Genomic DNA, 22,829 nt, shown 5'->3' on the forward strand with positions numbered 1-22,829 from the left:
ACGACGGCCGAGTCGTTCCGGAACGGGGTGCGGTGCCGTTGCGGCTCGACTGCCGGATCAGGCGCGGTCGTCGGTCGCTTCGTCGTCGTCCGCCGCGTCGTCCTCGTCGCGCTTGTACGGGTCGGCGTCGCCGGCGAACGTCGCACCGACCGACGCCTTGCGGACCTGCTCGTCCCGCATCTGCGCCTGCAGGAGCAGGTCCTCCAGGTGCGCGGACGTGTCCGGGAGCGCGTCCGCGATGAACTCGAGCGACGGCGTCAGGCGCGAGGTGATGTTCTTGCCGACCTCGGTCCGGAGCAGCCCGGTGGCCGCCTTGAGCGCCGCGGCGGAGTCGGCGCGCTCCTCGTCGGACCCGTACACGGTGTAGAAGATCGACGCGTGCTGCAGGTCGCCGGTCACCCGGACGTCGGTGATGGTGACGAAGCCGAGTCGCGGGTCACGAAGGCCCTTGTCGATACGACGTGCGACGACTTCCTTGATGCGGTCCGCCATCTTGCGTGCGCGCTGCGGATCGGCCATGAGGGTGCCTCCTCGGCATGGTGCTTGCTGGTGGTCCCGGGCGACGTGCCGTCCGGGACGTGTTCCCGGACGGCGTGCCGTCCGGAACGGGGTCGGGCCCCGCCCCTCCGGTGTGGAGGGGCGGGGCCCAGGGAGTCACGCGACTAGTCGCGCGGCTTCTCGACGAGTTCGGTCGTCTCGACCTCGTCGCCGATCTGGATGTCGTTGAACTTGCCCAGACCGATACCGGCTTCAAAGTCCGTGCGGACCTCGGTGACGTCGTCCTTGAAGCGACGCAGCGACTCGATGGCCAGACCATCGGCGAGCACCACACCGTCACGGATGACGCGCGCCTTGGCGTTGCGCGTGATCGTGCCGGACCGGACGATGACACCGGCGATGTTGCCGAACTTCGAGGAACGGAACACCTCGCGGATCTCGGCGACACCCGACTGGACCTCTTCGTACTCCGGCTTGAGCATGCCCTTGAGGGACTGCTCGATGTCGTCCAGAGCGTTGTAGATGACCGAGTAGAAGCGCACGTCGATGCCCTCACGCGCCGCACGCTCACGGGCCTTGACGTCCGGACGGACGTTGAAGCCGATGACGATGGCGTTGTCGATCGTGGCCAGGTCGATGTCCGACTCCGTGATCGCACCGACACCGCGGTGGAGGATCCGGAGCTGCACGCTGTCGTCGACCTCGATGTCCAGGAGCGACTGCTCGAGTGCCTCGACGGCACCGGAGACGTCACCCTTGATGATGAGGTTGAGCGACTCGACCTTGCCCTCTTCGAGTGCACGGGTGAAGTCCTCGAGCGAGATGCGCTTGCGCGACTTCGCCAGCATGGCGTTGCGCTCGGCCGCTTCACGCTTCTCGGCGATCTGACGGGCCGTGCGGTCCTCTTCGGTGACGAGGAACGTGTCACCGGCGCGGGGCACCGAGGACAGGCCCTGCACCTGGACCGGGCGGCTCGGCGTCGCGGCCAGGACCGCGTCACCGTTCTCGTCGGTCATCGCACGGACGCGGCCGTAGGCCGTGCCCGCCACGATGGCGTCACCGACGTGGAGCGTTCCGGACTGGATGAGCACCGTGGCGACGGCACCGCGACCCTTGTCGAGTCGGGCTTCGATCGCCACACCGCGGGCGTCCTTGTCGGGGTTCGCACGCAGGTCGAGCCCGGCGTCAGCGGTGAGCAGCACGGCGTCCAGGAGGTCCTGGATGCCGATGTTCTGCCGCGCGGACACGTCGACGAACATGACGTCTCCGCCGTACTCCTCGGCCACCAGGTTGTACTCGGTGAGCTGCTGGCGGACCTTGGCGGGGTTCGCGCCTTCCTTGTCGATCTTGTTCACCGCGACCACGATCGGCACGCCGGCCGACTGCGCGTGGTTCAGTGCCTCGATCGTCTGGGGCATGATGCCGTCGTCCGCCGCGACCACGAGGATCGCGATGTCCGTCACCTGGGCACCACGAGCACGCATGGCCGTGAAGGCCTCGTGACCCGGGGTGTCGATGAAGGTGATCGGGCGTTCGATGCCCTCGTGCTCCGTGACGATCTGGTACGCACCGATGTGCTGGGTGATGCCACCGGCTTCGCCCTCGACGACCTTCGAGTTCCGGATCGCGTCGAGCAGTCGGGTCTTACCGTGGTCGACGTGACCCATGACGGTGACCACCGGGGGCCGCTGCTGCAGCACCGAGTCGTCTTCGTCGTCGAGTTCCGCGTCGAGGTCGATGTCGAAGCCCTCGAGGAGCTCCTTGTCCTCGTCCTCCGGCGAGACGATCTGGATCTTGTAGCCCAGCTCGTCACCCAGGACCTCGAACGTCGCTTCGTCCAGCGACTCGGTCGCGGTCGCCATCTCACCGAGGTGGAACAGCACCGTCACGAGGTTGCCGGGCATGGCGTCGATCTTGTCCGCGAAGTCCGAGATGCTCGCACCGCGACGCAGACGGACGACCGTGTTGCCGTCACCGCGAGGGACCTGCACGCCGCCGAGCGACGGTGCCTGCCTCATCTCGTACTCGGCGCGCTTCGTCCGCTTCGACTTGCGGGCACGGCTCTTGCCGCCACCACGACCGAACGCACCAGCGGTACCACCACCGGGGCCACGACCACGGCCGCCGCCACCGGCGGGACGCGGGCCGCTGAACGCGGGACGGGGGAAGCCGCCGCCGCCAGCACCACCGGCACCACCCGGACGAGCACCGGGACCGCCACGACCCGCACCCTGGCCCGGGCGCTGCCCGAAGCCGTTGGGACGAGCGGACTGCCCGGGACCGCCCGGACGGGGAGCACCGGGACGCGGTGCGCCCGGACGCGGGGGCTGCGGACGCGGGATGCCACCGGCACCGGCAGCGCCGCCACCGGGACGGGGCATGCCCTGGTTCTGCGAGAACGGGTTGTTGCCCGGACGCGGCGGGCGCGAGCCCATGCCCTGGCTCGACGCGTAGGGGTTGTTGCCCGGGCGGGCGCCCGGCTTCGGGCCACCCGGCTTCGGACCGGCAGCGGTCGCGGGCTTCGGGGTGCCCGGCTTGACCGCGTCGTCCTTCGGCTCGGTCGTGTCGGCGGGCTTCTCAGCCGCCTTCTCCGCTGCTGCGGCCTTGCGCGCGGCTTCGGCCTCGGCCTGTCGCTGCGCGACGGTCTTCGGCGCTGCCGGAGCGGGCACGTCGGAGGCAGGAGCCGGAGCGGCTGCCTCGGGTTCGGGGGTCGGTGCCTGGCGAACCGGACCGGGCCGGGGCCCGCCGGGCTTCGGGGCACTCGACTTCGGGGCGCTCGACTTCGGCGCCGGAGCGCTCGATGCCGTTGCGGCGGGCGCGGACGATGCGGCAGCACCGTCGGCCTGCAGTGCGGCACGGAGCTTCCGTGCCACGGGGGGCTCGACGCTCGAGCTCGGCCCCTTCACGAACTCGCCGAGCTCCTTGAGCTTTTCGAGTGCGGTCTTGCTGTCGACGCCGAGTTCGCTTGCGATCTCGTGTACGCGTGGTTTAGCCACTGTTCTCCTTCACGGGTCCTACCCCGCAAAGGGGCAGGACTCAATGGATGACGGGTCTCATTTGGAGCCGCTCATCAGTTGTCCATAAGCCGTTCAGCCTGTTCTGTCGTGTCCTGGCGCTCGGATGCCCCGGGAGGCAGTCCTTCGAGGTACTCGCGCACCGCGGACGTGTCGGGATCGCGATCGAGCCGGAGCGCACGGCGGAAAGCCCTGCGCTTGGCGGCCTGATCGTAGGCATCGACCGTCGGGGTGAGCCACGCTCCCCGGCCCGGCATGACTGCCTTCGGATCCGCCACGACGCGACCGTCGCTCAGGGCGACGACTCGGAGGAGGGAGGATCGGGAAGCGCGACGACGACTGCCGATGCACGTTCTGACGGGGTCCACCTTACTCCTTGCCTCCGACGACCGCGATCCGGCACGCCAAGACCGACGCGCCGCGAGCGGAACAGCCTAGTCTTCGCCGTCCAGGATGGAGTCCGGCTGGATGTCGATCCGTGCGCCGGTGAGCTTCGCGGCGAGGCGGGCGTTCTGCCCCTCCTTGCCGATCGCGAGCGAGAGCTGGTAATCCGGCACGAGGGCGCGGACCGCCTTGGTCGAGGCGTCGAGCACGAACGCGCTCGTCACCTTCGCCGGCGACAGCGCGCTCGCGACGAAGGAGGCCAGATCGGGAGACCAGTCCACGATGTCGATCTTCTCGGCACCGAGCTCGTTCGTCACGGACCGGACGCGCGCGCCGAGTTCCCCGATGCAGGCGCCCTTCGCGTTGACGCCCGGCTCGTTGGCCTTCACCGCGATCTTCGTACGGTGACCGGCTTCGCGTGCCAGCGACGTGATCTCGACCACGCCGGAGGCGATCTCGGGGACCTCGAGCGCGAACAGCTTGCGGACGAGGCCGGGGTGCGTGCGCGACACGGTGATCTGCGGGCCCTTGTTGCCGCGGCCGACGCTCGTCACGTAGACGCGGAGGCGGGAGCCGTGCGCGTAGGTCTCCCCCGGCACCTGCTCTTCCGGCGGCAGGATGGCCTCGACGCTGCCGAGGTCGACCATCACCATCCGCGGGTTCGGGCCCTGCTGGACCACGCCCGCGACGATGTCGCCTTCCTTGCCGCGGAACTCGCCGAGGATCTTGTCGTCGCCGATGTCGCGCAGGCGCTGGTTGATGACCTGCTTCGCCGCGAAGGCCGCGATGCGCCCGAAGTCGCTCGGCTGGTCGACCGACTCGCCGATGACGGTGCCTTCTTCGTCACGCTCGGGAACGAAGACGGACACCTCACCGGTCTTGCGGTCGAGCTCGACGCGCGACTGGGCGTCGGCCGGCTCGCCGTTCTCGTCGGTGTGCTTGTGGTAGGCGGTCAGGATGGCAGATTCGATGATCTGGACGAGCTCGTCGAACGGGATCTCCCGCTCGCGCTCCATGAGTCGCAGGACTGCGAGGTCGATCTTCACCGAGGTGCCTCCGTATTCAGCTGAGTCACTCCCGCGGATGGAACCGCGCGGAAGCCGTCGACCAGCGTACCGCAGAACCCCGGACGGGAGGCTCGTGGCCGCCTCCCGTACGGGCGTTGCGTCCGGCCGCGACGCGCTCCGACGCGGCGGGACGGGCCCGTCACGGTGAGACGCGCCCGCGGTGTCGAGACGCCTCCGTCACGCCGAGACGCCGCTTCCCGGGCGAGACGCCGCCGAATACCGCGGCGTCTCAGGGTGAAGACGGGGTCTCGCGGAGACGGAGGCGTCTCGCTCGCCGGCGCGCACCGCACAACATGCGCCGTGAGACGCGCGCGTCCTGGTCAGACACCGCGCCTGTGCCGAGACGCCGCCGAATACCGCGGCGTTTGGCGAGCAAGACGGCGTCTCACGGAAACGGGCCCGTCTCACGGAAACGGAGCCGTCTCACGGAGACGGAGCCGTCTCACGGAAACGGAGCCGTGTCGTGGGAACGGGCCCGCCTCGAGGAGACGGGCCCGTTCCGGGCATGCGGCATGCGGCGAGCGGCGCGCCGCGTCAGATCGCGCGGACCGCCTCGAGCAGCTCGGCGACGGGCAGCTCGCGGCGCTCCCCACTCCGGCGGTCCCAGAGCTCGACGACGCCGTCGGCAGCGCCCCGACCGGCGACGACGACCACGGGCACGCCCAGGAGTTCCGCGTCACGCAGCTTCACGCCGGGCGAGACCTTCGGCCGGTCGTCATACAGGACGTCGTACCGCTCCCCCTCGAGCTCGGCGATGATGCCGGCAGCGAGGTCGTAGGCGACCTCGTCCCGCCCGGTCGCGACGACGTGGACGTCGAACGGAGCGACCTCCTTGGGCCAGGTCAGGCCCTTCTCGTCGTTGTGGGCCTCGGCGAGGATGGCCAGGATGCGGGTGACGCCGATGCCGTACGAACCCATGGTGACCGTGCCGAGCTTGCCGTTCTCGTCCTGCACCTTGAGCCCGAGGGCCTCGGCGTACTTGCGGCCGAGCTGGAACACGTGACCGATCTCCATGCCACGCGCGGTCTCGAGCGGACCGGAGCCGTCCGGTGCCGGGTCCCCCGCACGGACGTCGGAGACCTCGGCGACACCGTCGGCGACGAAGTCACGACCGGCGACGAGGCCGGACACGTGCACGCCGCGCTCGTTCGCGCCGGTGACCCAGCTGGTGCCGTCGACGACACGCGGGTCGACGAAGTAGCGGAGGCCGGTCGCCGACTCGGCGCCGATCACCTGCGGCCCGATGTACCCCTTGACGAGGCCCTTGTGCTTCCGGAAGTCGTCGTCGCCGGCGGGCTCGACCTCGGCCGGGGCGAACGCCACCTCGGCTCGCTTGAGGTCGACGTCCCGGTCACCCGGGAGGCCGACGACGACGACCTCGCGGGTGCCGTCGAGGTGGGTGAGCGCCAGGACCACGTTCTTGAGCGTGTCCGCGGCGGTCCACGGCGCACCGTCACGCGGAGCGACCTCGTTCGCGTGGGCGACGAGCGTGTCGATCGTCGGGGTGTCCGCGGCGGGCAGCAGCACGGGCTCGGGCTGGCCGTCGATCGGCAGGGCCTCGGGCACCGGGGTGACGTAGGCCTCGACGTTCGCGGCGTACCCGCCAGCGCTCCGGACGAAGGTGTCCTCGCCCACGCCGATCGGGTGGAGGAACTCCTCGGACTTCGACCCGCCCATCGCGCCGGCGTCGGCCTTGACGATCACGTACTCGAGACCGAGGCGCGTGAAGACCTTCTCGTAGGCGTCGCGCATGATCTGATAACTGCGCTCGAGGCCCTCGTCGGTGAGGTCGAACGAGTACGCGTCCTTCATCGTGAACTCGCGGCCGCGCAGGAGTCCGGCGCGCGGCCGGGCTTCGTCGCGATACTTGTCCTGGATCTGGAAGAGCGTGACGGGGAGGTCCTTGTAGGACGAGTACAGGTCCTTGACGAGGAGGGCGAACATCTCCTCGTGGGTGGGCGCGAGCAGGTAGTCGGCGCCCTTGCGGTCCTGCAGCCGGAACATGCCGTCGCCGTACTCGGTCCAGCGGTTGGTCGCCTCGTACGGGTCGCGGGGCAGCAGCGCGGGCAGCAGGACTTCCTGCGCGCCGGCGGCGACCATCTCCTCGCGGATGATGTCCTCGATCTTGCGGCGCACCCGGAGCCCGAGCGGCAGCCACGCGAAGATCCCCGGGGACTGGCGACGGACGTAGCCGGCGCGGACGAGCAGCTTCGCGCTCGTCACCTCAGCGTCGGAGGGGTCGTCGCGGAGCGTACGGAGGAACAGATGCGAGAGCCGAGTGACCACGGAGCAAGCCTAGCGGCGCTTCGGGGCGGGCTGGCGGGTCCGGCGGCGCACACCGCGGCAGGGACACGACGTGGTGCGAGGTTGACCGCTCGGTGCGGCGGCACGACCTCGCACCAGCCGATCAACCCCTTCGGTCGCGGTCGCGGGACCGGCCGCAGGACGGACGGGAGGCGCAGTGCCAGCTGGCACTGCGCCTCCCGGACGGATCGGCTGCGCGCTACGGCGCGGTGATCACCTGGACGGTCCCGGGGGCCGCGGCCGGCCCCATCTCGTCTGCGATGCGGTTCGCCTCCGTGATGAGCGTCGCGACGATCTCGGACTCGGGAACGGTCTTGACGACCTTGCCCTTCACGAAGATCTGGCCCTTGCCGTTGCCCGAGGCGACGCCGAGGTCGGCCTCTCGGGCCTCGCCCGGGCCGTTCACGACGCAGCCCATGACCGCGACGCGGAGCGGGACGGTCATGCCCTCGAGCCCCTTCGTGACGTCGTTGGCGAGCTGGTAGACGTCGACCTGCGCGCGACCGCAACTCGGGCACGACACGATCTCGAGCTTGCGCTCCCGGAGGTTCAGCGACTGCAGGATCTGCAGGCCGACCTTCACCTCTTGCGCGGGCGGGGCGGACAGCGACACGCGGATGGTGTCGCCGATGCCCTCGGCCAGCAGGATGCCGAACGCCGTGGCGCTCTTGATCGTGCCCTGGAACTCCGGGCCGGCCTCGGTGACGCCGAGGTGCAGTGGCCAGTCACCGCGCTCGGCGAGCTGCCGGTACGCCTTGACCATGATGATCGGGTCGTTGTGCTTGACCGAGATCTTGAAGTCGTGGAAGTCGTGCTCCTCGAACAGGGAGGCTTCCCACACCGCGGACTCGACGAGCGCCTCGGGCGTCGCCTTGCCGTACTTCTGCAGCAGGCTCGGCTCGAGCGAGCCGGCGTTCACACCGATGCGCAGGGACACCCCGGCGTCCTTCGCGGCGCGGGCGATGGCACCGACCTGGTCGTCGAACTTGCGGATGTTGCCCGGGTTCACGCGCACCGCGGCACACCCGGCGTCGATCGCCTGGAAGACGTACTTCGGCTGGAAGTGGATGTCGGCGATCACGGGGATCTGCGACTTCTTCGCGATGATCGGCAGCGCGTCGGCGTCGTCCTGACTCGGGACGGCCACCCGGACGATGTCACAGCCGGAGGCGGTGAGCTCCGCGATCTGCTGGAGCGTCGCGTTGATGTTCGTCGTCGGCGTCGTGGTCATCGACTGCACGGACACCGGGGCGTCGCCGCCCACCAGGACCTTGCCGACCCGGATCTGTCGCGACTTGCGTCGGGGGGCGAGGGTTTCGGGGCTCTTGGGCATACCGAGGTTCACTGCGGGCACGGTCCGTACTCTACGCGCCCGGCTGGGACGTCAGGTGGACGCGTCGGGTACCCCGACCGGCCGTTCCGACGCGGCGCTCAGAGGTCCGCGATGGTGTCCACGACGGTGATCAGGGGTGCGTACAACCGCATGGCGGCGAGGGCACGCTCGTGGTCCTCGTCGCTCGCACCGGCGCAGGCGTCGGCCACGACGGTCACGGTCGCGCCGGCATCCGCCGCCGCCAGCGCGGTCGACAGCACGCAGCAGTCCGTGGACACGCCGACGAGCACCAGGTGCGGGTGGTCACCGACGACGGCCTGGAGGCTCGTCCCCCACTTCCCGAACGTCGGCACCGTGACGACGGGGTCGCCACGGTCGGATGCGGCGGACGCGAACGGCTCCGTCAGCCGCCACATCGGGTCCGCCGCGGGGGCGAGCGCGAACGGCCACTCGCGGTAGTAGGGCACCCAGGCACCCTCGGGTCGCGCCGGCGCCGTGAAGCGCGTGAAGACGGTGCGCCCGGTGAAGCGGGGCAGCAGGTGCTCGATCCCGACGGAGGCGTGGTCGTACCGCGGGGTGGCCCACGGGCTCTCCCCCGTGAAGACCTGCTGCATGTCGATGACGACGAGCCAGGCGTCCTCGGCGACGGTCACGCGCGGGACTCCTGCGTTCGGGACTCCTGCTGGTGCGCCGACTCCTGGGCTCGGACGGTCCGTCGGGACAGGAGCAGGGTGCCGAGGAACCCGACGACGAGGGCGACCAGCACGCCGAGGTTCGCGTACGCCCACGCCCCGGTGCGGCCACCGAGCCCGAACGGACCGAGCAGATACCCCTGCCAGTTGAGCCACGACGGCACGCCGTAGGTGTTCGTCACGAGACCCCACCCGAGCGCGGTGCCGAGGACCACGAGCAGGATCGCGACCCAGCGGACGTCCCCGTAGCGGCCGCGTCGGTCGTGGAGCTCGTCCTCGGCGTAGGCGGTCCGACGCAGGACGACGTCGGCGACGAAGACGCCGCACCACGCCGCGATCGGCACGCCGAGGGTGACGAGGAACGCTTGGAACGGCTGGATGAACGACTGGGCGAAGAACACCACGTAGATCGCGCCGGCGATCATGAACACGCCGTCGACGCCCGCCGCGACCGGCCGCGGGATCCTGATGCCGGCGCTCAGGAGCGCCAGGCCCGAGGAGTAGATGTCGAGCACGGCACCGCCGACCAGCCCGAGGATCGCGACGAGCGCGAACGGTACGAGGAACCACACCGGCAGCAGGGTGGTCAGCGCACCGATCGGGTCGGCGCCGATGGCCTTCGAGAGGTCCTTCGACGACCCCGCGAGGAGGACCCCGACGACGACCAGGACGGCCGGCGCGAGGGCACCGCCGAAGGTCGTCCACCAGACGACCCCGCGGGTCGAGGACGACCGCGGGAGGTACCGGGAGTAGTCGGCGGCGGCGTTCACCCAGCCGAGCCCGAAGCCCGTCATCACGAGGACCAGGGCGCCGATGACGTTCTGCGTGCTGCCGGCCGGGAGCGCCGCGAGGGCGCCCGTGTCGATCGACGGCGCCGCGAGCACGACGTAGACGACGGTGAGCACGGCCGTGATGACCGTGATCCACGTCTGCAGCCGCATGATGACGTCGAACCCGGCGATCCCGGCCCCGATCACGAGCGCGGCGACCACCAGCAGCGCGACGAGCTTCGTGACGACGCCGTCATCCCACCCGAGTTCCCGGAAGACGGTCGACGTGGCGAGCACGGCCAACGCGGCCAACGCGGTCTCCCACCCGACCGTGAGGATCCAGCTCAGGAACGACGGCAGCCGGTTCCCGCGCACCCCGAAGGCAGCACGGCTCAGGACCATGGTCGGTGCGGAACCCCGTTTGCCGGCGATCGCGACGATGCCGCAGAGCAGGAACGAGAACACGACCCCGACCACGGAGACGATCGTCGCCTGCAGGACGGAGATGCCGAACCCGAGCACGAACGACCCGTAACTCAGCCCGAGGACCGAGATGTTCGCGGCGAACCACGGCCAGAACAGCCCTCGCGGGCGCCCCTTGCGGTCGGACTCTGCGATGACGTCGATGCCCTGCCGTTCGACGGCCCGGACCTCCGGAGCGATGCTCATGGAGTGAGCGTAGTGGGCACCGACCCGCGTGCGACTACCCGAACAGGTTGACCGGCCGGACGATGTCGGCGTAGATGAGGAGCGCGCTCATGCCACCGAGCAGCACGACCACGACCATGGTGAGCGGCATCGTCTTCGCGAGGTCGATCGGGCCCGGGTCGGCCTTGCCCAGCAGCGTGAACGACCGGCGCTTCACGGCCTCCCACAGGGCACCCGCGATGTGCCCGCCGTCGAGCGGGAGGAGCGGCACCATGTTGAGCACGAACAGCCCGATGTTGAGCGAGGCCAGTAGTCCGAGGATCGTGTAGGCCTTGTCGACCACCGGGACGCCGCTCATCGACGAGACCTCACCGATGGCCCGCCCGACGCCGACCACCGAGACCGGGCTGTCCTGCGACCGGGCCTGGCTGCCGAACGCGGCGTTCCAGACCGCGACCAGGCGCTGCGGCAGGTCGATGATGAGGTGTGCCGAGGCGCCGATCTGTGCTCCGGTCGCGGGCAGCACGGCCGCGGGCGACTGCCGGACGAGCGACTGCCCGATGCTCACCCCGACGACCCCGACGCGCTGGGTCTTCGTCGAGCCGTCCGCGTTCTTGACGAGCGTGCCGTTGGCGTCGTACACGTCGCGGGTGGCCGTGGTGGGGGTGATCCGGAGCGTCTTCTCGGCGCCGTCCCGTTCGACGACGACCCGCACCGGCTTGCCCGCGGAGCGCTGGAAGACCGCGGACAGTTCCGCGATCGTCGGGTCCGGTCGCCCGTCGACCGAACGCACCACGTCGCCGGCACGGATGCCGGCCTGCTTGGCGGGCGAGACCGGGTCACTGGACGAGCACGCCGTCGACTGGCTCGTCGGGAGCACGCAGTCGACGCTCGACGTGAAGGTGGTGGTGGGTGCGCCGAAGCCCACGAGGAGCACGCCGAACAGCACGATGCCGATCACCAGGTTCATCGCCGGACCGGCGACCATCACGATGATGCGCTTCCACGGGGTGAGGCGGTAGAAGGCCCGGGCGTCCTCACCGCCGGACTCCGCGATCTGCTCCGCGCTGGCCTGCCGGGCGTCCTGCACGAAGGCGCTGTAGAACCCGGTGTTCGTGATCTCGCGTCCGGAGGCCCGCGGCTTGAGCATGCCGACCATCGAGATGTAGCCGCCGAGCAGGATCGGTCGGATGCCGTACTCGGTCTCGCCCCGTCGGAACGACCAGAGCGGTTTGCCGAACCCGAGCGAGTACTGCGTCACCTTGACGTTGAAGAGCTTCGCGAAGGACAGGTGCCCGAGTTCGTGGAGTCCGATCGAGACCAGCAGGCCGACGATGAAGACGACCACGCCGAGGATGAAGAGCAGGACGGATTCGACGGTCACCGGGAAAGGGTACGGGACCCGGCCCATGACCGAGCCGAGCGTGCCCTGAGAGGTCTGGCGTGCCTCCCGGTCGGCGGTGTCAGCGCGTCAGCGCGTGGTCCGCGGCGCCGCGCGCCCATCGCTCCGCTGCCAGGACGCCCTCGAGCGTCGACTCCCCCGGCTCGTGCTGCTCGACGACCCGCTCGACGGTCTCGACGATGTCGAGGAACCCGATGGCTCCGGCGTGGAACGCGGCGACCGCCTGCTCGTTGGCGGCGTTGAAGACGGCGGGGTACGTGCCCCCGAGCGCACCGACGCGCTTGGCGAGGGCGACCGCACCGAAGGCGTCCGTGTCGAGCGGCTCGAACGTCCAGGTGCTCGCGGTCGTCCAGTCGAGCGGCACGCCCACGTTCGGCACCCGGTCGGGCCACGCCAGACCGAGGGCGATCGGCAACCGCATGTCGGGCGGCGAGGCCTGTGCGATCGTCGAACCGTCGACGAACTCGACCATCGAGTGCACGATCGACTGCGCGTGCACCGTGACGTCGATGCGGTCGTAGGGGACGCCGAAGAGCAGGTGGGCCTCGATGACCTCGAGTCCCTTGTTGACGAGCGTCGCCGAGTTCGTCGTCACGACGAGGCCCATGTCCCACGTCGGGTGGGCGAGCGCCTGCGCGGGGGTGACGTCGCGGAGCTCGGCCCGGGAGCGACCACGGAACGGGCCGCCGCTCGCGGTCAGGACGAGACGACGCACCTCCGGATCGGCACCGGAACGGAGCGCCTGCGCGATGGCCGAGTGCTCGCTGTCCACCGGGACGATCTGGCCGGGGGCGGCCGCCGCTTGCACGAGCGATCCGCCGACGATCAGGCTCTCCTTGTTCGCCAGCGCGAGCGTCGCCCGGGTCTCGAGGGCGGCGAGCGTCGGGCCGAGACCGACCGAACCGGTGATGCCGTTGAGGACGACGTCGGCCTCGACACTGCGGACCAGGCGCTCGGAGTCCTCGGCGCCGAGGGCGGTGTCCCGCACCCCGTAGCGGGCGGCCTGCTCAGCGAGTTGCTCGGCGTTCCGGCCCGCGGTGAGGCCGACGATCTCGAACCGGTCCGGGTTGCGGTCGACGACGTCGAGCGCCTGCGTGCCGATCGAGCCGGTGCTGCCGAGGACGACGATGCGGCGACGGTCCGTCACGCCCGGTCAGCCCTTGGCGAGGATGTCGACGACGAACACCAGGGTCGCGTTCTTCGGGATGCCGGACCCTTCCTGCGGGCTCGCGCCGTAGCCGTCGGCGGGCGTCACCACGATGAGGACCTGCGAGCCGACCTTCTGCCCGACGAGGCCGGTGACGAACCCCTTGATGAGGGAGCCCTCGGCGATCGTGAACGTCGTCGGAGCGCCCTTCGACCACGAGGAGTCGAACTCCTTGCCGCCGTCGTAGAGGACGCCCTTGTACTGGACGAGGGCGGTGTCACCGTCAGCGATCGCAGCACCGGTGCCCTGCTTCAGGACCTCGACCGTGGTCTTCGACGGCGCGGGCACGCCCGACGGCACCGTGATCTCCGGCTCGCCGTTCGACTTGTCCTTGACCGTCGGGAGCTTCGGGTCCTGCGGCTGCGTGCTGCCCGTCGCCTTCGTGGGGGTCTGGGCGACCACGTCCGCGATCACGACGATCTCGCCGCCGGTGTTGAACCCGAGCGCGGCGGCCTCGCCCACGGCGGCGATGCGCTCACCGACCTTGGAGCAGGCGAGCAGCGCACCGAAGCCGGTTCCACCGACCGAGAGCACCTGGGGGTTGCCCTGGTCGAACCCGACCGCGCCGAGCTTCTTGGCGTCCGACGCCTTGTACACCGCGTACGAGACCTGGGCGTAGTCGCCCTTCTTCAGCGACTTGCCCGAACCCCGCTTGACGACGCTCGCCTGGGGCGGCGTCGCCGTCAGGCCCTTGCTGAACTGCACCGTCGGCGCCGTCTTCGAGGCGACCGCACCGGAGACCTTGATCGCCTTCGACGCCGTGCCGGGGTCAGGGCAGGACGTGATGGGCGCGGGGGTGGCGCCGCCAGACGCGCTCGGCGAGGCCGTCGCGTTCGATCCGGAGGACGAGCACGCGGCGAGTCCCAGCACGACGGCGGGGACGAGGACGATCGGGAGCAGGCGGAGACGCTTCACGAGGGGTCAGTCTGCCGCACCTGTCGAAGACTCGCCTGCGAGTGGCGTGGAACGGACGCGGATCGTCGCCTCGTGGTGGACCGGGAACGCGACCGAGCGGGCGATGAAGCACAGTCGGTTCGCTTCCCCGTGGGCTGCCTCGGCGTCCGCGACACGATCGGCTTCGAGGATCGTCACCACCGGGTGCAGCGTCGCCACGGTCAGCTCGCCGGAGCCGTCCCGGTGCAGGTCCAGGCTCGCGGTGGCGCGGTCCTGGTAGTCGACGACCGTGAATCCCTGCTGCACCGCGACGTGCAGGTAGCTGAGCATGTGGCACTGGGCGAGGGCCGCCACCACGAGCTCCTCCGGGTTCCACCGGTCGCGGTCGCCGCGGAACGTGGGGTCGGCGGAGCCGGGGATGTCGGTCTTGCCGGCGGCGTGGACCACGTGGTCACGGCCGTAGTCGCGGTAGCCGCTCGTGCCGGTGCCGCGGTCGCCGGTCCAGTGGACGGAGACCTCGTAGGAGTGGTCGGTCACGGGGGTCGCCCTTCGTCGGGGTTCGGTCTGTGTCGGTACGGGTGCCGGTGCCGCGCGTGCCGGTGGTGTCGGCCGCCGTACGTCTCGGTACAGTGGCGCCATGACGGTGAGCTCCGATGTCCGCACTGATCGCCATCCTCTCACCGCCGACGGGTCGGTCGAGCTGGCGGTGCTCGATCGCAACGGGTTCGACGAGAGCCGCCACATCGGCGCCGGGGTCGTGGTCGCCGCTGACGGCACCGTGATCGACGCGGTCGGTGACAGCAGCGCGAGCGTGTACCCCCGATCGACCATGAAGCCGTTCCAGGCGCTCGCGGTCCGCCGGGCCGGGGCCGTGTTCGACGCCGAGGAGCTCGTGCTCAGCACGGCGAGCCACGCCGGGACCGCAGCGCACCAGGCGATCGCACGCCACATGCTCGAGTCGTTCGACCACGTCGAGGACGACCTCCGCTGCCCGCCGGACATGCCCTTCGACCGGGCCACTGCCCGCACGATGACGGAACCGCGGCGGCTCGCGATGAACTGCTCGGGCAAGCACGCGGGGATGCTCGCGGCCTGCCGGGTGAACGGGTGGGACGAGCGGACCTACCTGGAGATCACGCATCCCCTGCAGCAGCGGGTGCGTGAGACCGTGGAGGAGTTCACCCACGAGGTCGTCGACCTGGTGGGGACCGACGGCTGCGGTGCGCCGGTCTTCCCGCTCACGCTCGCAGGACTGGCCCGGGGCTTCGCCGGTGTGGTTGCGCGGTCGGACGACGGAGCGGCCGCGCTCACCGATGCCGTGCTCGCGCATCCGTGGGCGATCGACGGGGTGGGGCGCGCGAACACGGTGACCATCGAGCGGCTCGGTGTGCTGGCGAAGCTCGGCGCCGAGGGGGTCATGGTGATGGGCCTCCCCGGCGGCGCGGCCGTCGCGGTGAAGACGCTGGACGGGTCCCAGCGCGCGGGTACCCTCGCGGCGCTGACCCTGCTGGAGCGGAACGGGATGGTGTCGGCCGAGGGTGTCGCCGGCGTGATGGCGGCGACCGGTGAGCGGGTGCTCGGCGGCGGGGTTCCGGTGGGTGCGGTGCGCGTGGGGTCCGGGCTGCGCTGACCCGTCGTCGAGCGCACGTCAGCCTCCGGAGACCCTGACGAGCGGCAACACCGGAGCGATCAGGGTCGGAACGGTTCGATCGGCCGACGCCAGGGCAGCGCCCGAGCGGTCCGAGCCGTCCGAGCCGTCCGAACCGGGAAGGCGATCGGCGCAAGTCGTCCCGTCACGGCGGTCGTGGTGCCGCCCTGTGCTGCCGTGGTCGCGGCGATCGCGGCCGGGTCGGCGGACCAGGCATCCGTAGCGCGAGACCTCGATCGCCACGTCCCAGCGGCTGGGAGCGCTGCCGAGCCCCGGCACCAGCACGACGGTCGTGATCGGTTCACCCGTGCTGCGCAGGCGCACGGCCACGGCGACGCCGTCCGGGACAACGGCGGTCCCGCCGGCGCGTGCTGACCCGACGCTCCGTGCCCCATCGCCCGCGCAGCCGTCACCGCGCCCCCGCGCGATCGGTCCGGCACGAACGTGATCGCCGGGCGGACCCACCCGCCGGACGATGTCGTCGCGTCCGGCGGCACGGCGCACCTGCTCGGCGACCGCGGTGAACACCGCCTGTGCCAGGGCGCCCTGTCCCACGACGAGGACGTGCCGCTCGTGGACGCCGACCACCTCCGGAGGTCCACCCACCTGCCCCCGCACGATCCCGTGGCCGAGCACGAGGGCGTGGCCGGGGACGAGGGCCCGGCTGGGGACCAGCGATCCGGGGGCCGTGTGGTCCGAGCCGACCGCCTCCCCCGCCGCACCAGCGCTGGCCGCTCCGAGCGCGCCCAGCGTTGCGGGCGATCCCGTGCCTCCCGGCCCGCTCGTCCCTGCCGGACCTGCCGTCCCTACCGGACCTGCCGGACCTGCCGTCTGCGCCGTCGCCTCCGCAGGCACGGCACGAGCGAGGACGGGCACTGGCGGATCGTCGGCCCCGTCGACGGACGACCGGGCGAGGACGACGTCGAGCACCGCGCATCCTGCCCCCGCCGCGATCAACGCGAGACGGCCCGCATCGGCGATCGGCGCGAACACCCCGACGAGCACCGACAGCACAGCGCCGGTCACGAGGAAGCACCGGGCGACGAACAGGGACATGCCCCCATCGGAGCACGACAGCGGAGGCAGCGGGCAGTTCGAAGCCGCAGATGTGGAAGCGCTCCGCCCCTCCTGCTGCTGTGGAGGAAGCGCGGAGCGCTCCCGGGGGCCTACTGGACGAGGAAGAACTGCTCGCCGACGTCGACACGGGCGCCGCGCTCGACCCGGTACCGACGACCGGGTTCGCAGCGCCGGATCGAGCCGTCGATGTGGCGGATGACCGTGCCGTTCCCGGAGAACCGGTCGGACACCCACAGGTCGTCGCCGTCCCGACCGAGTTCGAGGTGCGTCTTCGACACGGACTTGCCCGGGTCGTGGATCGTGAGCAGGTCGTCGAACCGCTCCCCCGGCTGCGGCCGCGGCAGTCGGCCCAGCAGCCCCGTGCCGTGCACGCCCAGGCGCTCGCCGGTGCTGAAGTGCAGGACGAACGGCGCACGCGTCGGGGTCTTCGACACGATGCGGGTCTCGTCGACGTCTTCGTCGTCGACAGCGTCGTCAGGTGCATCGCCCGCCAGACCGTCAGCAGCGGACAGCACGCCTCCTGGGTGTGCCTCGCGACCGGCTGACGAGTCCTCGACGTCCCGCAGCGGGAGCGCCGATCCCGCGGCTCCCGGAACCGGGGGCAGCGGTGCCGCCATCGGGACACCGGGGGCGGCCGGAGCGGAACGGGGAACGGTGGGCGACACCGGCGTCGACGACGCATCGGGAGCACGACCGCCGTCCGACTCGGGCGTCGGGGCCGCGTGCGCGCCGCGCGGACGCTCAGCGCTGGGTCCGTCGGAGGCCGGCACGTCCGCGGCGGTGTGTGCCCCTTCGGGTCGTCCGTCCGCTGACGTGACGTCGTCAACTCCGTCGGCACCGTCAACCGGGCCGGGGTGCACCCCGGAATCGCCAGCGCTGTCGGCGGCCGACCGGTCGTCGCCGCGTCGGACCTCACCGTCATGGCTGTCGCGGTCGTCGTGGTCGTCCGACCAGTCCTCCGGACCGGCGGGAGACTCGGTCACACCGGTGGACCCTGCACCACCGTCGGGCTCACTCGCGTCCTCGTCGCCGCGTCCGCCGAGGACGTCCGAGTCGTCAGCGGCCCAGTCCGGCCGTGTCATCGGGAGCGGCATGACCGGACCCGTGAAGGCGGCGGTCACCGCCGGGCGGACCGCGCCGCACTCCGAACAGAAGATGTCGTCCGGTTCGAGCTGGTGCCCGCACACGTGGCACACGCTGCCCTGCGCGCCGGGCTGGACGAGCGGCGTGGGGCGCGGGGGCCGACGGTCCACCAGGGGCTCCACCACCGCGGTGTCGCCCGGCTGCGGGCCGGCAGCAGCGTCCGCGCCGTCCGCACGCTGGTCGCCCGGGTGCTGCTGGTCAACGAGGTCCTGCTGCTCAGCGCTGCGGGCACCGTCCGGATCGGCGTCCGTGTTCGCTCGCCCGACCCACCAGGCCGGGGCGGAGGGTGCGGGCTCGGCAGCCGGCGGTGCCCAGGATGCTGCCGCGGGACCCTGCGACGGCGCGCCGGTCGGGGTCCGGTCACCGTCTGGCCGCGGGGGCTGGGCACGTCGAGCGACCCGGGTCACCTCGGGGTCGTCGACGTCGTCGAACGCTGCCGCGCCGGCGTGCTCGGTGCCGGACAGTGTCGACGGATCGACGGGGGCGTCCGGGTACCCGTTGGGGTCGAGCGAGGGCTCGGCCGGCACCGCGTGCTCACGAGGGCCCGAGGAGAGCCCCGAGTCGCCACCGTGCACGTGCGTGGGAGCGGAACGCGGGACGGCGTCGGCGGGCCGGTACACCGGCACCGGGGCGGGCGGCTGTGTGTCCCGACGGTCCTCGCCGGTGAGCCACGCACGCGTGGCAGGGTCGAGGGTGGACTCCGGGAGCCAGGCCTCGGTCGCGGGGTCGGGCCGACGCCCGTGCGGGTCCGGCTGCTGCAGCGGCGGTGGCGGAGCCTGCTCGACCGGCGTCGCTGCGGCGGGTCGACGGCTCGCCGCAGCGGTCACCGCACGTCCGCATTCACCGCAGAAGATGGCTCCGTCCGGCAGCATCGATCCGCAGTGTTCGCATCTGATCACGTGGTGCCTCTGTCCTCATCCGGCCGTCCGCGTCGCTTGTCCGGCCTCCGGCCATCGTAGTCACGACGGCGCGACGTGCCCTGCCGGTCCGGCCCGCGTTGTCCGGCCCGAGCGGCGCCGGTCGCGACCGCAGCGCTCGCGGAGCGTGCCCGCGCCGCGATCCGGAGCGACCGGAGCGACACGGCCGCGCGGAACCGTTCACGGCGGGTGCGGCCCTGGTGGAGGGTCCCGATCGCCTCGTCCGCCGCGGACCACATGCGGTCCGCGGTCTGCGGGTCGGCGTCGCTCGGGCCGAAGACCGCCCGGTCCGCCAGGGCGGCCAAGCCGGTCCCACCCTCTCCCGGTGCACCGACGATCGCCTCCCGTCGCGTCGCCGCAGCCGCGACCAGGTGTCCGCGGTCGACGAGCGCGTCGCGGTACTCGTCCCAGGCGCCCACGATCCGCTCACGCGGAGTGGACGCGAGCCGACGTCGGCGACGACGGAGCCGCTTCACCAGGACGATCGCCGCGAACGGGGCGAGCACCAGGGCCACGAACCCGAGCGTGGCGAGCACCCACGGCAGGATCGCGAGCAGGATCTGCAGCCACAGCGGCTGGACCGGCGGCGTGTTCCGGTCACTCTGCGGCGGCGCCTGCTGCCCTTGGTCCTGCTGCTCGGCCGGGGGCGGCGGGACCACCGTCTCGGGCCGTGTGACGGGCTGCGGGGTCTGTTGCTGGGCGTCGGGGATCTGCCGGACGACGGGGTTCGGGTTGATCGTCACCCAGCCCCACTGTGCGGTGTCGACCTCGATGCGCGCGGTGACGTCCGACCCGCGGAAGGTCACGGACCCGCCCGTCGGTGCCCCGGCCCCCGCCCCGGAGTCACCGCCCGGCGCGAACCCGAGGACGACGCGGGACGGGAAGCCCAGCTGCTGCGCCATCAGCGCGGCTGCGACCGCGTACTGCTCCTGGTCGCCGATCATGAGCGGCGAGGTGAGGAGTTCCTGGATGCGGTCGGCACCGTGCCCCGACCGGCTCACGCGGTCGTCCCCGACGCCGTGGCTCACGTACCCCTTGCGCTTGAGGGCCTGCACCATCGCCACGAGCTTGGCACCGTCGGTCGTCGCGTCGCCGGTCGTCGCCTGGACCGTGTCACGGACCGCGTCCGGCACCCCCTTCGCCGCGGGGATCGTCGCCGAACCCGGTCGGGCCGCGGCGAGCTGCGCGTCGGTGGGTTGCTCCGGCACGACCGCCGTCAGGTCGTACCGGGTCCCACGCGAGACTCCGCCGACCACCGCGCCGGTCCCCGTCGCGCTGTTGTAGAAGAACGCGCCGCGGGCCTTCTCCGCGTCCCGCCCGGAGAACGCGACGTGCTGCAGGTCGCCGACCGTCGGGAGCCAGACTCCGGAGTAGCCGTCGACCGTGATCCCGACGTGTTCCGTCGTGCCCCGCACCCCGCGGACGTCGACCGACGTCGGGACCCGTTCGAAGGTCCCGGACTCCGAGGAACCGTCGCTGCCGCCGACCTGGTAGACCACTCCGTCGTACGTGTCCAGCGTGGCGATCCGGACGAAGCCGTCGGACGGCAGCCCGGTGACCCGGAGCTGCGGCGCGTCCGAGGCGCCCGGCTCCTCGTACGCACGGAACCCGCTGAGGGGGCTCACGTACCCATGCGGGTCGAAGGGCTTCACGACGTCGGTCCGCGCGACCGTCCGACCGACAGTCGGTGGTGCGACGAGGCCGAGACCGGTCGCGACCACGGCCGCAGCGACGATCGTGCCGGTGCCGACGAGCGCCGGCCGCACGATCGACCGGAGGACCGGGACCGGCGCGCCGATGGTCGAGGACACGGCGACCGCGCGCCGCACGTGCCGGAGCGTGAGCGCCCAGACCAGCGCGATCGCGCCGAGGACGACCGCGGTCGCGATGGACGTGTCGAGCCGGCTGGGCCCGACGACGACGCCCGCTGCGAAGAGGACCAGGGCGGGGATGCTCGCCAGTTCCTGACGGGAGGCACGGGTCGCCACGCTCACGGCCGTCACCGTCGCCACGAGGAGCGTGACGAAGTACGGCACGAGCAGGGCTTCGTAGGACCCGACCGGCAGGCTGATGGTCACCAGTTGCTTCCAACCGAGGGCGACTCCGGCGAACAGGTAGAGCAGCCCGGTGCCGGTCGGCAGGACGCCGTTCGCCTCGCCCGGCACCGCAGCAGGGACCCCGCTCACCGCGAACACCGCGACGGTCGCGACCACGACGACCGCGGTCGGGAGACGGAGGACCGCGCCGAGGAGCGCCACCACGGTGCCGAACACGATCGCGGTCACCGCGGCGACGATCATCGAGCCGTCGCGGTACACGGGCCACCACGCGGTGCTCGCGACCACGAGCAACAACCAGACGACCAGGGTCCCGCCGGCCAGACGCACGGGTGCGAACCGACGGACCTGCCGTCGATCGGAGCGTCGGACGGCCCGGCGGCCGCGCTCGGCCGGTACCGGTGTGGCGCTCATGCTGCGGCTCCCGACCGGTGCAGGGCGTGCCGCAGGTCGTCGAGGTAGCCGATCGTCATCACCGTCAAGCCGGCGACGCGCACGAACCGCGGCTGCGCCTCGGGCTCGCAGATCACCGCGACCACCTCGACGCCGACCGGGAAGCGGGTGGCGGCGAGCCGGAGTGCCGGCAGTCCCACCGAGGACCCGACGACGAGGAACGCGACGGAGATGCCGGCGGTGTCCCGCCCGACCAGGCGTGCGACCTCGGCGATCGGCAGGCAGGCATCCGCCAGGCTGACGCGGGCGAAGTCGTCGAGCAGACGGGTGGGCGTGACCGTCGGGAGCGACCGCACCGCGTACACCGCCCGCTTGGCGAACTCGGGGGTCCGCTCGGAGACCACGACGGTGACCTCGCGACCGTCGCGGATCGCCCGGCTCCCGAGGGACGCCGCGGCGCTCACCGCGAGCTCGAACTCCTCGTCGGCGGCGAACTCCGTGCGGGACAGCGCCAGGGCGATCACGAGGTGCGATCGCCGGGTGTCCTCGAACTGACGCACCATCAGCGCGCCGGACTTCGCCGTGGACTTCCAGTGGATGGTCCGGGGGTCGTCGCCCGGCATGTACTCGCGGATCGCGTGGAAGGCGATGTCGGCGGGCGACAGGTCCGTGGTCGCCTGCCCCTCGAGGTCCCGCACCAACCCGGTGCTCGTCGACGGGATCGCGATGGTCCGCGGGTGCACGATGACCTGTTCCCGCTCGGTCCACACGAGTTCCCGGCGAACGAGTCCGACGGGGTCCGCGCGCACACCGGTGACCGGCCCGACGTCGAGCACCCCGCGGTGCGACGTCGGCACCGGGACCGATCGTTCGAAGGCGCCGCGCGGTCCGATCGCGGGGATGGCGACGTCGACCAGGCCGACGCCGACCGGGACCTCCACGGTGGTCGGGACGGACGGCAGCCGCGACGGGTTCTCCGCGGTCACGACGACCCCGGCCGCGTCTCCGACGGCGACCCGGTGCACCGGCAGGCGCATCCGGATCTGGAGGCGCGACCGGCCGATGAGGGCGATGGCCGCGACCACGACGAGGACGGCGCCCGCGAACCCGACGACCACGACCTCGCGGAGCCCGAACCGGTACCCGACGACGAACGCGACGAGCGTGAGCGCGGCGACCGTCCAACCGAGGCCGGTGATGACGGAGGAGACCTCGCCCCACCCACGCTTGACGAGCCTCCAGACCGTCGCCCAGACCCGGACCAGACCGACGACCGCGTCGGCGGTGACGCCGTCACGGTCCCCGACGATGCGCGTCCGGACGTTGGTCATGCCGGCGACCGTCCCCGTGCGCTCGGACGCCGCCGTCCCGCGACGCGACC

17 protein-coding genes are annotated in these 22,829 nt (G+C 71.7%); 1 reads left to right on the forward strand and 16 read right to left on the reverse strand.

The window, feature by feature from the left end:
• Nucleotides 1–57: 57 nt before the first annotated feature.
• The 12 genes from rbfA to J7E22_RS12245 form a co-directional block, all read right to left on the reverse strand.
• Complete coding sequence (gene rbfA / locus J7E22_RS12190; protein ID WP_214981991.1) at nt 58–519, reverse strand: 30S ribosome-binding factor RbfA; 462 nt, start codon at nt 517–519, stop codon at nt 58–60.
• A gap of 143 nt (nt 520–662) precedes the next feature.
• Complete coding sequence (infB, locus tag J7E22_RS12195; protein ID WP_214981992.1) at nt 663–3,494, reverse strand: translation initiation factor IF-2; 2,832 nt, start codon at nt 3,492–3,494, stop codon at nt 663–665.
• Nucleotides 3,495–3,568: 74 nt separating this feature from the next.
• The gene (locus tag J7E22_RS12200) at nt 3,569–3,880 is read right to left on the reverse strand and encodes a DUF448 domain-containing protein (RefSeq protein WP_214981993.1); all 312 of its coding nucleotides are present in this window, start codon (nt 3,878–3,880) and stop codon (nt 3,569–3,571) included.
• 66 nt (nt 3,881–3,946) lie between these two features.
• Nucleotides 3,947–4,942, reverse strand: coding sequence for a transcription termination factor NusA (nusA, locus tag J7E22_RS12205; RefSeq protein WP_214981994.1), 996 nt, complete (start codon nt 4,940–4,942; stop codon nt 3,947–3,949).
• A 555-nt stretch (nt 4,943–5,497) separates the two neighbouring features.
• On the reverse strand, nt 5,498–7,249 hold the full coding sequence (locus tag J7E22_RS12210; protein WP_214981995.1) for a proline--tRNA ligase: 1,752 nt from the start codon (nt 7,247–7,249) through the stop codon (nt 5,498–5,500).
• Nucleotides 7,250–7,466: 217 nt separating this feature from the next.
• Nucleotides 7,467–8,600 (reverse strand): flavodoxin-dependent (E)-4-hydroxy-3-methylbut-2-enyl-diphosphate synthase, encoded by a 1,134-nt coding sequence (gene ispG, locus J7E22_RS12215; RefSeq protein WP_214982084.1) that lies wholly within the window; start codon nt 8,598–8,600, stop codon nt 7,467–7,469.
• A 98-nt stretch (nt 8,601–8,698) separates the two neighbouring features.
• On the reverse strand, nt 8,699–9,253 hold the full coding sequence (locus tag J7E22_RS12220) for a cysteine hydrolase family protein (RefSeq protein ID WP_214981996.1): 555 nt from the start codon (nt 9,251–9,253) through the stop codon (nt 8,699–8,701).
• Complete coding sequence (locus J7E22_RS12225; protein ID WP_214981997.1) at nt 9,250–10,731, reverse strand: cytosine permease; 1,482 nt, start codon at nt 10,729–10,731, stop codon at nt 9,250–9,252. Before J7E22_RS12225 ends, J7E22_RS12220 begins: the two co-directional genes overlap by 4 nt.
• A gap of 34 nt (nt 10,732–10,765) precedes the next feature.
• A complete protein-coding gene (locus J7E22_RS12230) occupies nt 10,766–12,094 on the reverse strand; it encodes a site-2 protease family protein (protein ID WP_308159235.1) in 1,329 nt (442 codons plus the stop codon).
• A gap of 79 nt (nt 12,095–12,173) precedes the next feature.
• On the reverse strand, nt 12,174–13,259 hold the full coding sequence (dxr, locus tag J7E22_RS12235; protein ID WP_214981999.1) for a 1-deoxy-D-xylulose-5-phosphate reductoisomerase: 1,086 nt from the start codon (nt 13,257–13,259) through the stop codon (nt 12,174–12,176).
• Nucleotides 13,260–13,265: 6 nt separating this feature from the next.
• A complete protein-coding gene (locus J7E22_RS18270; protein ID WP_214982000.1) occupies nt 13,266–14,234 on the reverse strand; it encodes an FKBP-type peptidyl-prolyl cis-trans isomerase in 969 nt (322 codons plus the stop codon).
• A 6-nt stretch (nt 14,235–14,240) separates the two neighbouring features.
• Nucleotides 14,241–14,750, reverse strand: a complete 510-nt coding sequence (locus J7E22_RS12245) for an OsmC family protein (protein ID WP_308159236.1) — start codon at nt 14,748–14,750, stop codon at nt 14,241–14,243.
• A 100-nt stretch (nt 14,751–14,850) separates the two neighbouring features.
• On the opposite strand from J7E22_RS12245, the gene J7E22_RS12250 reads away from it, so the two are divergent.
• On the forward strand, nt 14,851–15,843 hold the full coding sequence (locus tag J7E22_RS12250; protein ID WP_214982002.1) for an asparaginase: 993 nt from the start codon (nt 14,851–14,853) through the stop codon (nt 15,841–15,843).
• An 18-nt stretch (nt 15,844–15,861) separates the two neighbouring features.
• On the opposite strand, the gene J7E22_RS12255 is transcribed toward J7E22_RS12250, so the two are convergent.
• The 4 genes from J7E22_RS12255 to J7E22_RS12270 form a co-directional block, all read right to left on the reverse strand.
• Nucleotides 15,862–16,917 carry a hypothetical protein gene (locus J7E22_RS12255; protein WP_214982003.1) on the reverse strand — a complete coding sequence of 352 codons (1,056 nt, stop codon included), beginning with the start codon at nt 16,915–16,917 and terminating at the stop codon, nt 15,862–15,864.
• Nucleotides 16,918–17,027: 110 nt separating this feature from the next.
• Nucleotides 17,028–18,980 carry a zinc-ribbon domain-containing protein gene (locus J7E22_RS12260; RefSeq protein ID WP_374193275.1) on the reverse strand — a complete coding sequence of 651 codons (1,953 nt, stop codon included), beginning with the start codon at nt 18,978–18,980 and terminating at the stop codon, nt 17,028–17,030.
• The gene (locus tag J7E22_RS12265) at nt 18,977–21,469 is read right to left on the reverse strand and encodes a transglutaminaseTgpA domain-containing protein (RefSeq protein ID WP_214982005.1); all 2,493 of its coding nucleotides are present in this window, start codon (nt 21,467–21,469) and stop codon (nt 18,977–18,979) included. The genes J7E22_RS12260 and J7E22_RS12265 overlap by 4 nt, the downstream gene beginning before the upstream one ends.
• Nucleotides 21,466–22,779 carry a DUF58 domain-containing protein gene (locus J7E22_RS12270; protein WP_251009044.1) on the reverse strand — a complete coding sequence of 438 codons (1,314 nt, stop codon included), beginning with the start codon at nt 22,777–22,779 and terminating at the stop codon, nt 21,466–21,468. The genes J7E22_RS12265 and J7E22_RS12270 overlap by 4 nt, the downstream gene beginning before the upstream one ends.
• Nucleotides 22,780–22,829 lie beyond the last annotated feature (50 nt).

Origin of the sequence: Curtobacterium sp. ISL-83 (assembly GCF_018613895.1) — a bacterium.
In the GTDB taxonomy this organism is placed as follows: Bacteria; Actinomycetota; Actinomycetes; order Actinomycetales; family Microbacteriaceae; genus Curtobacterium.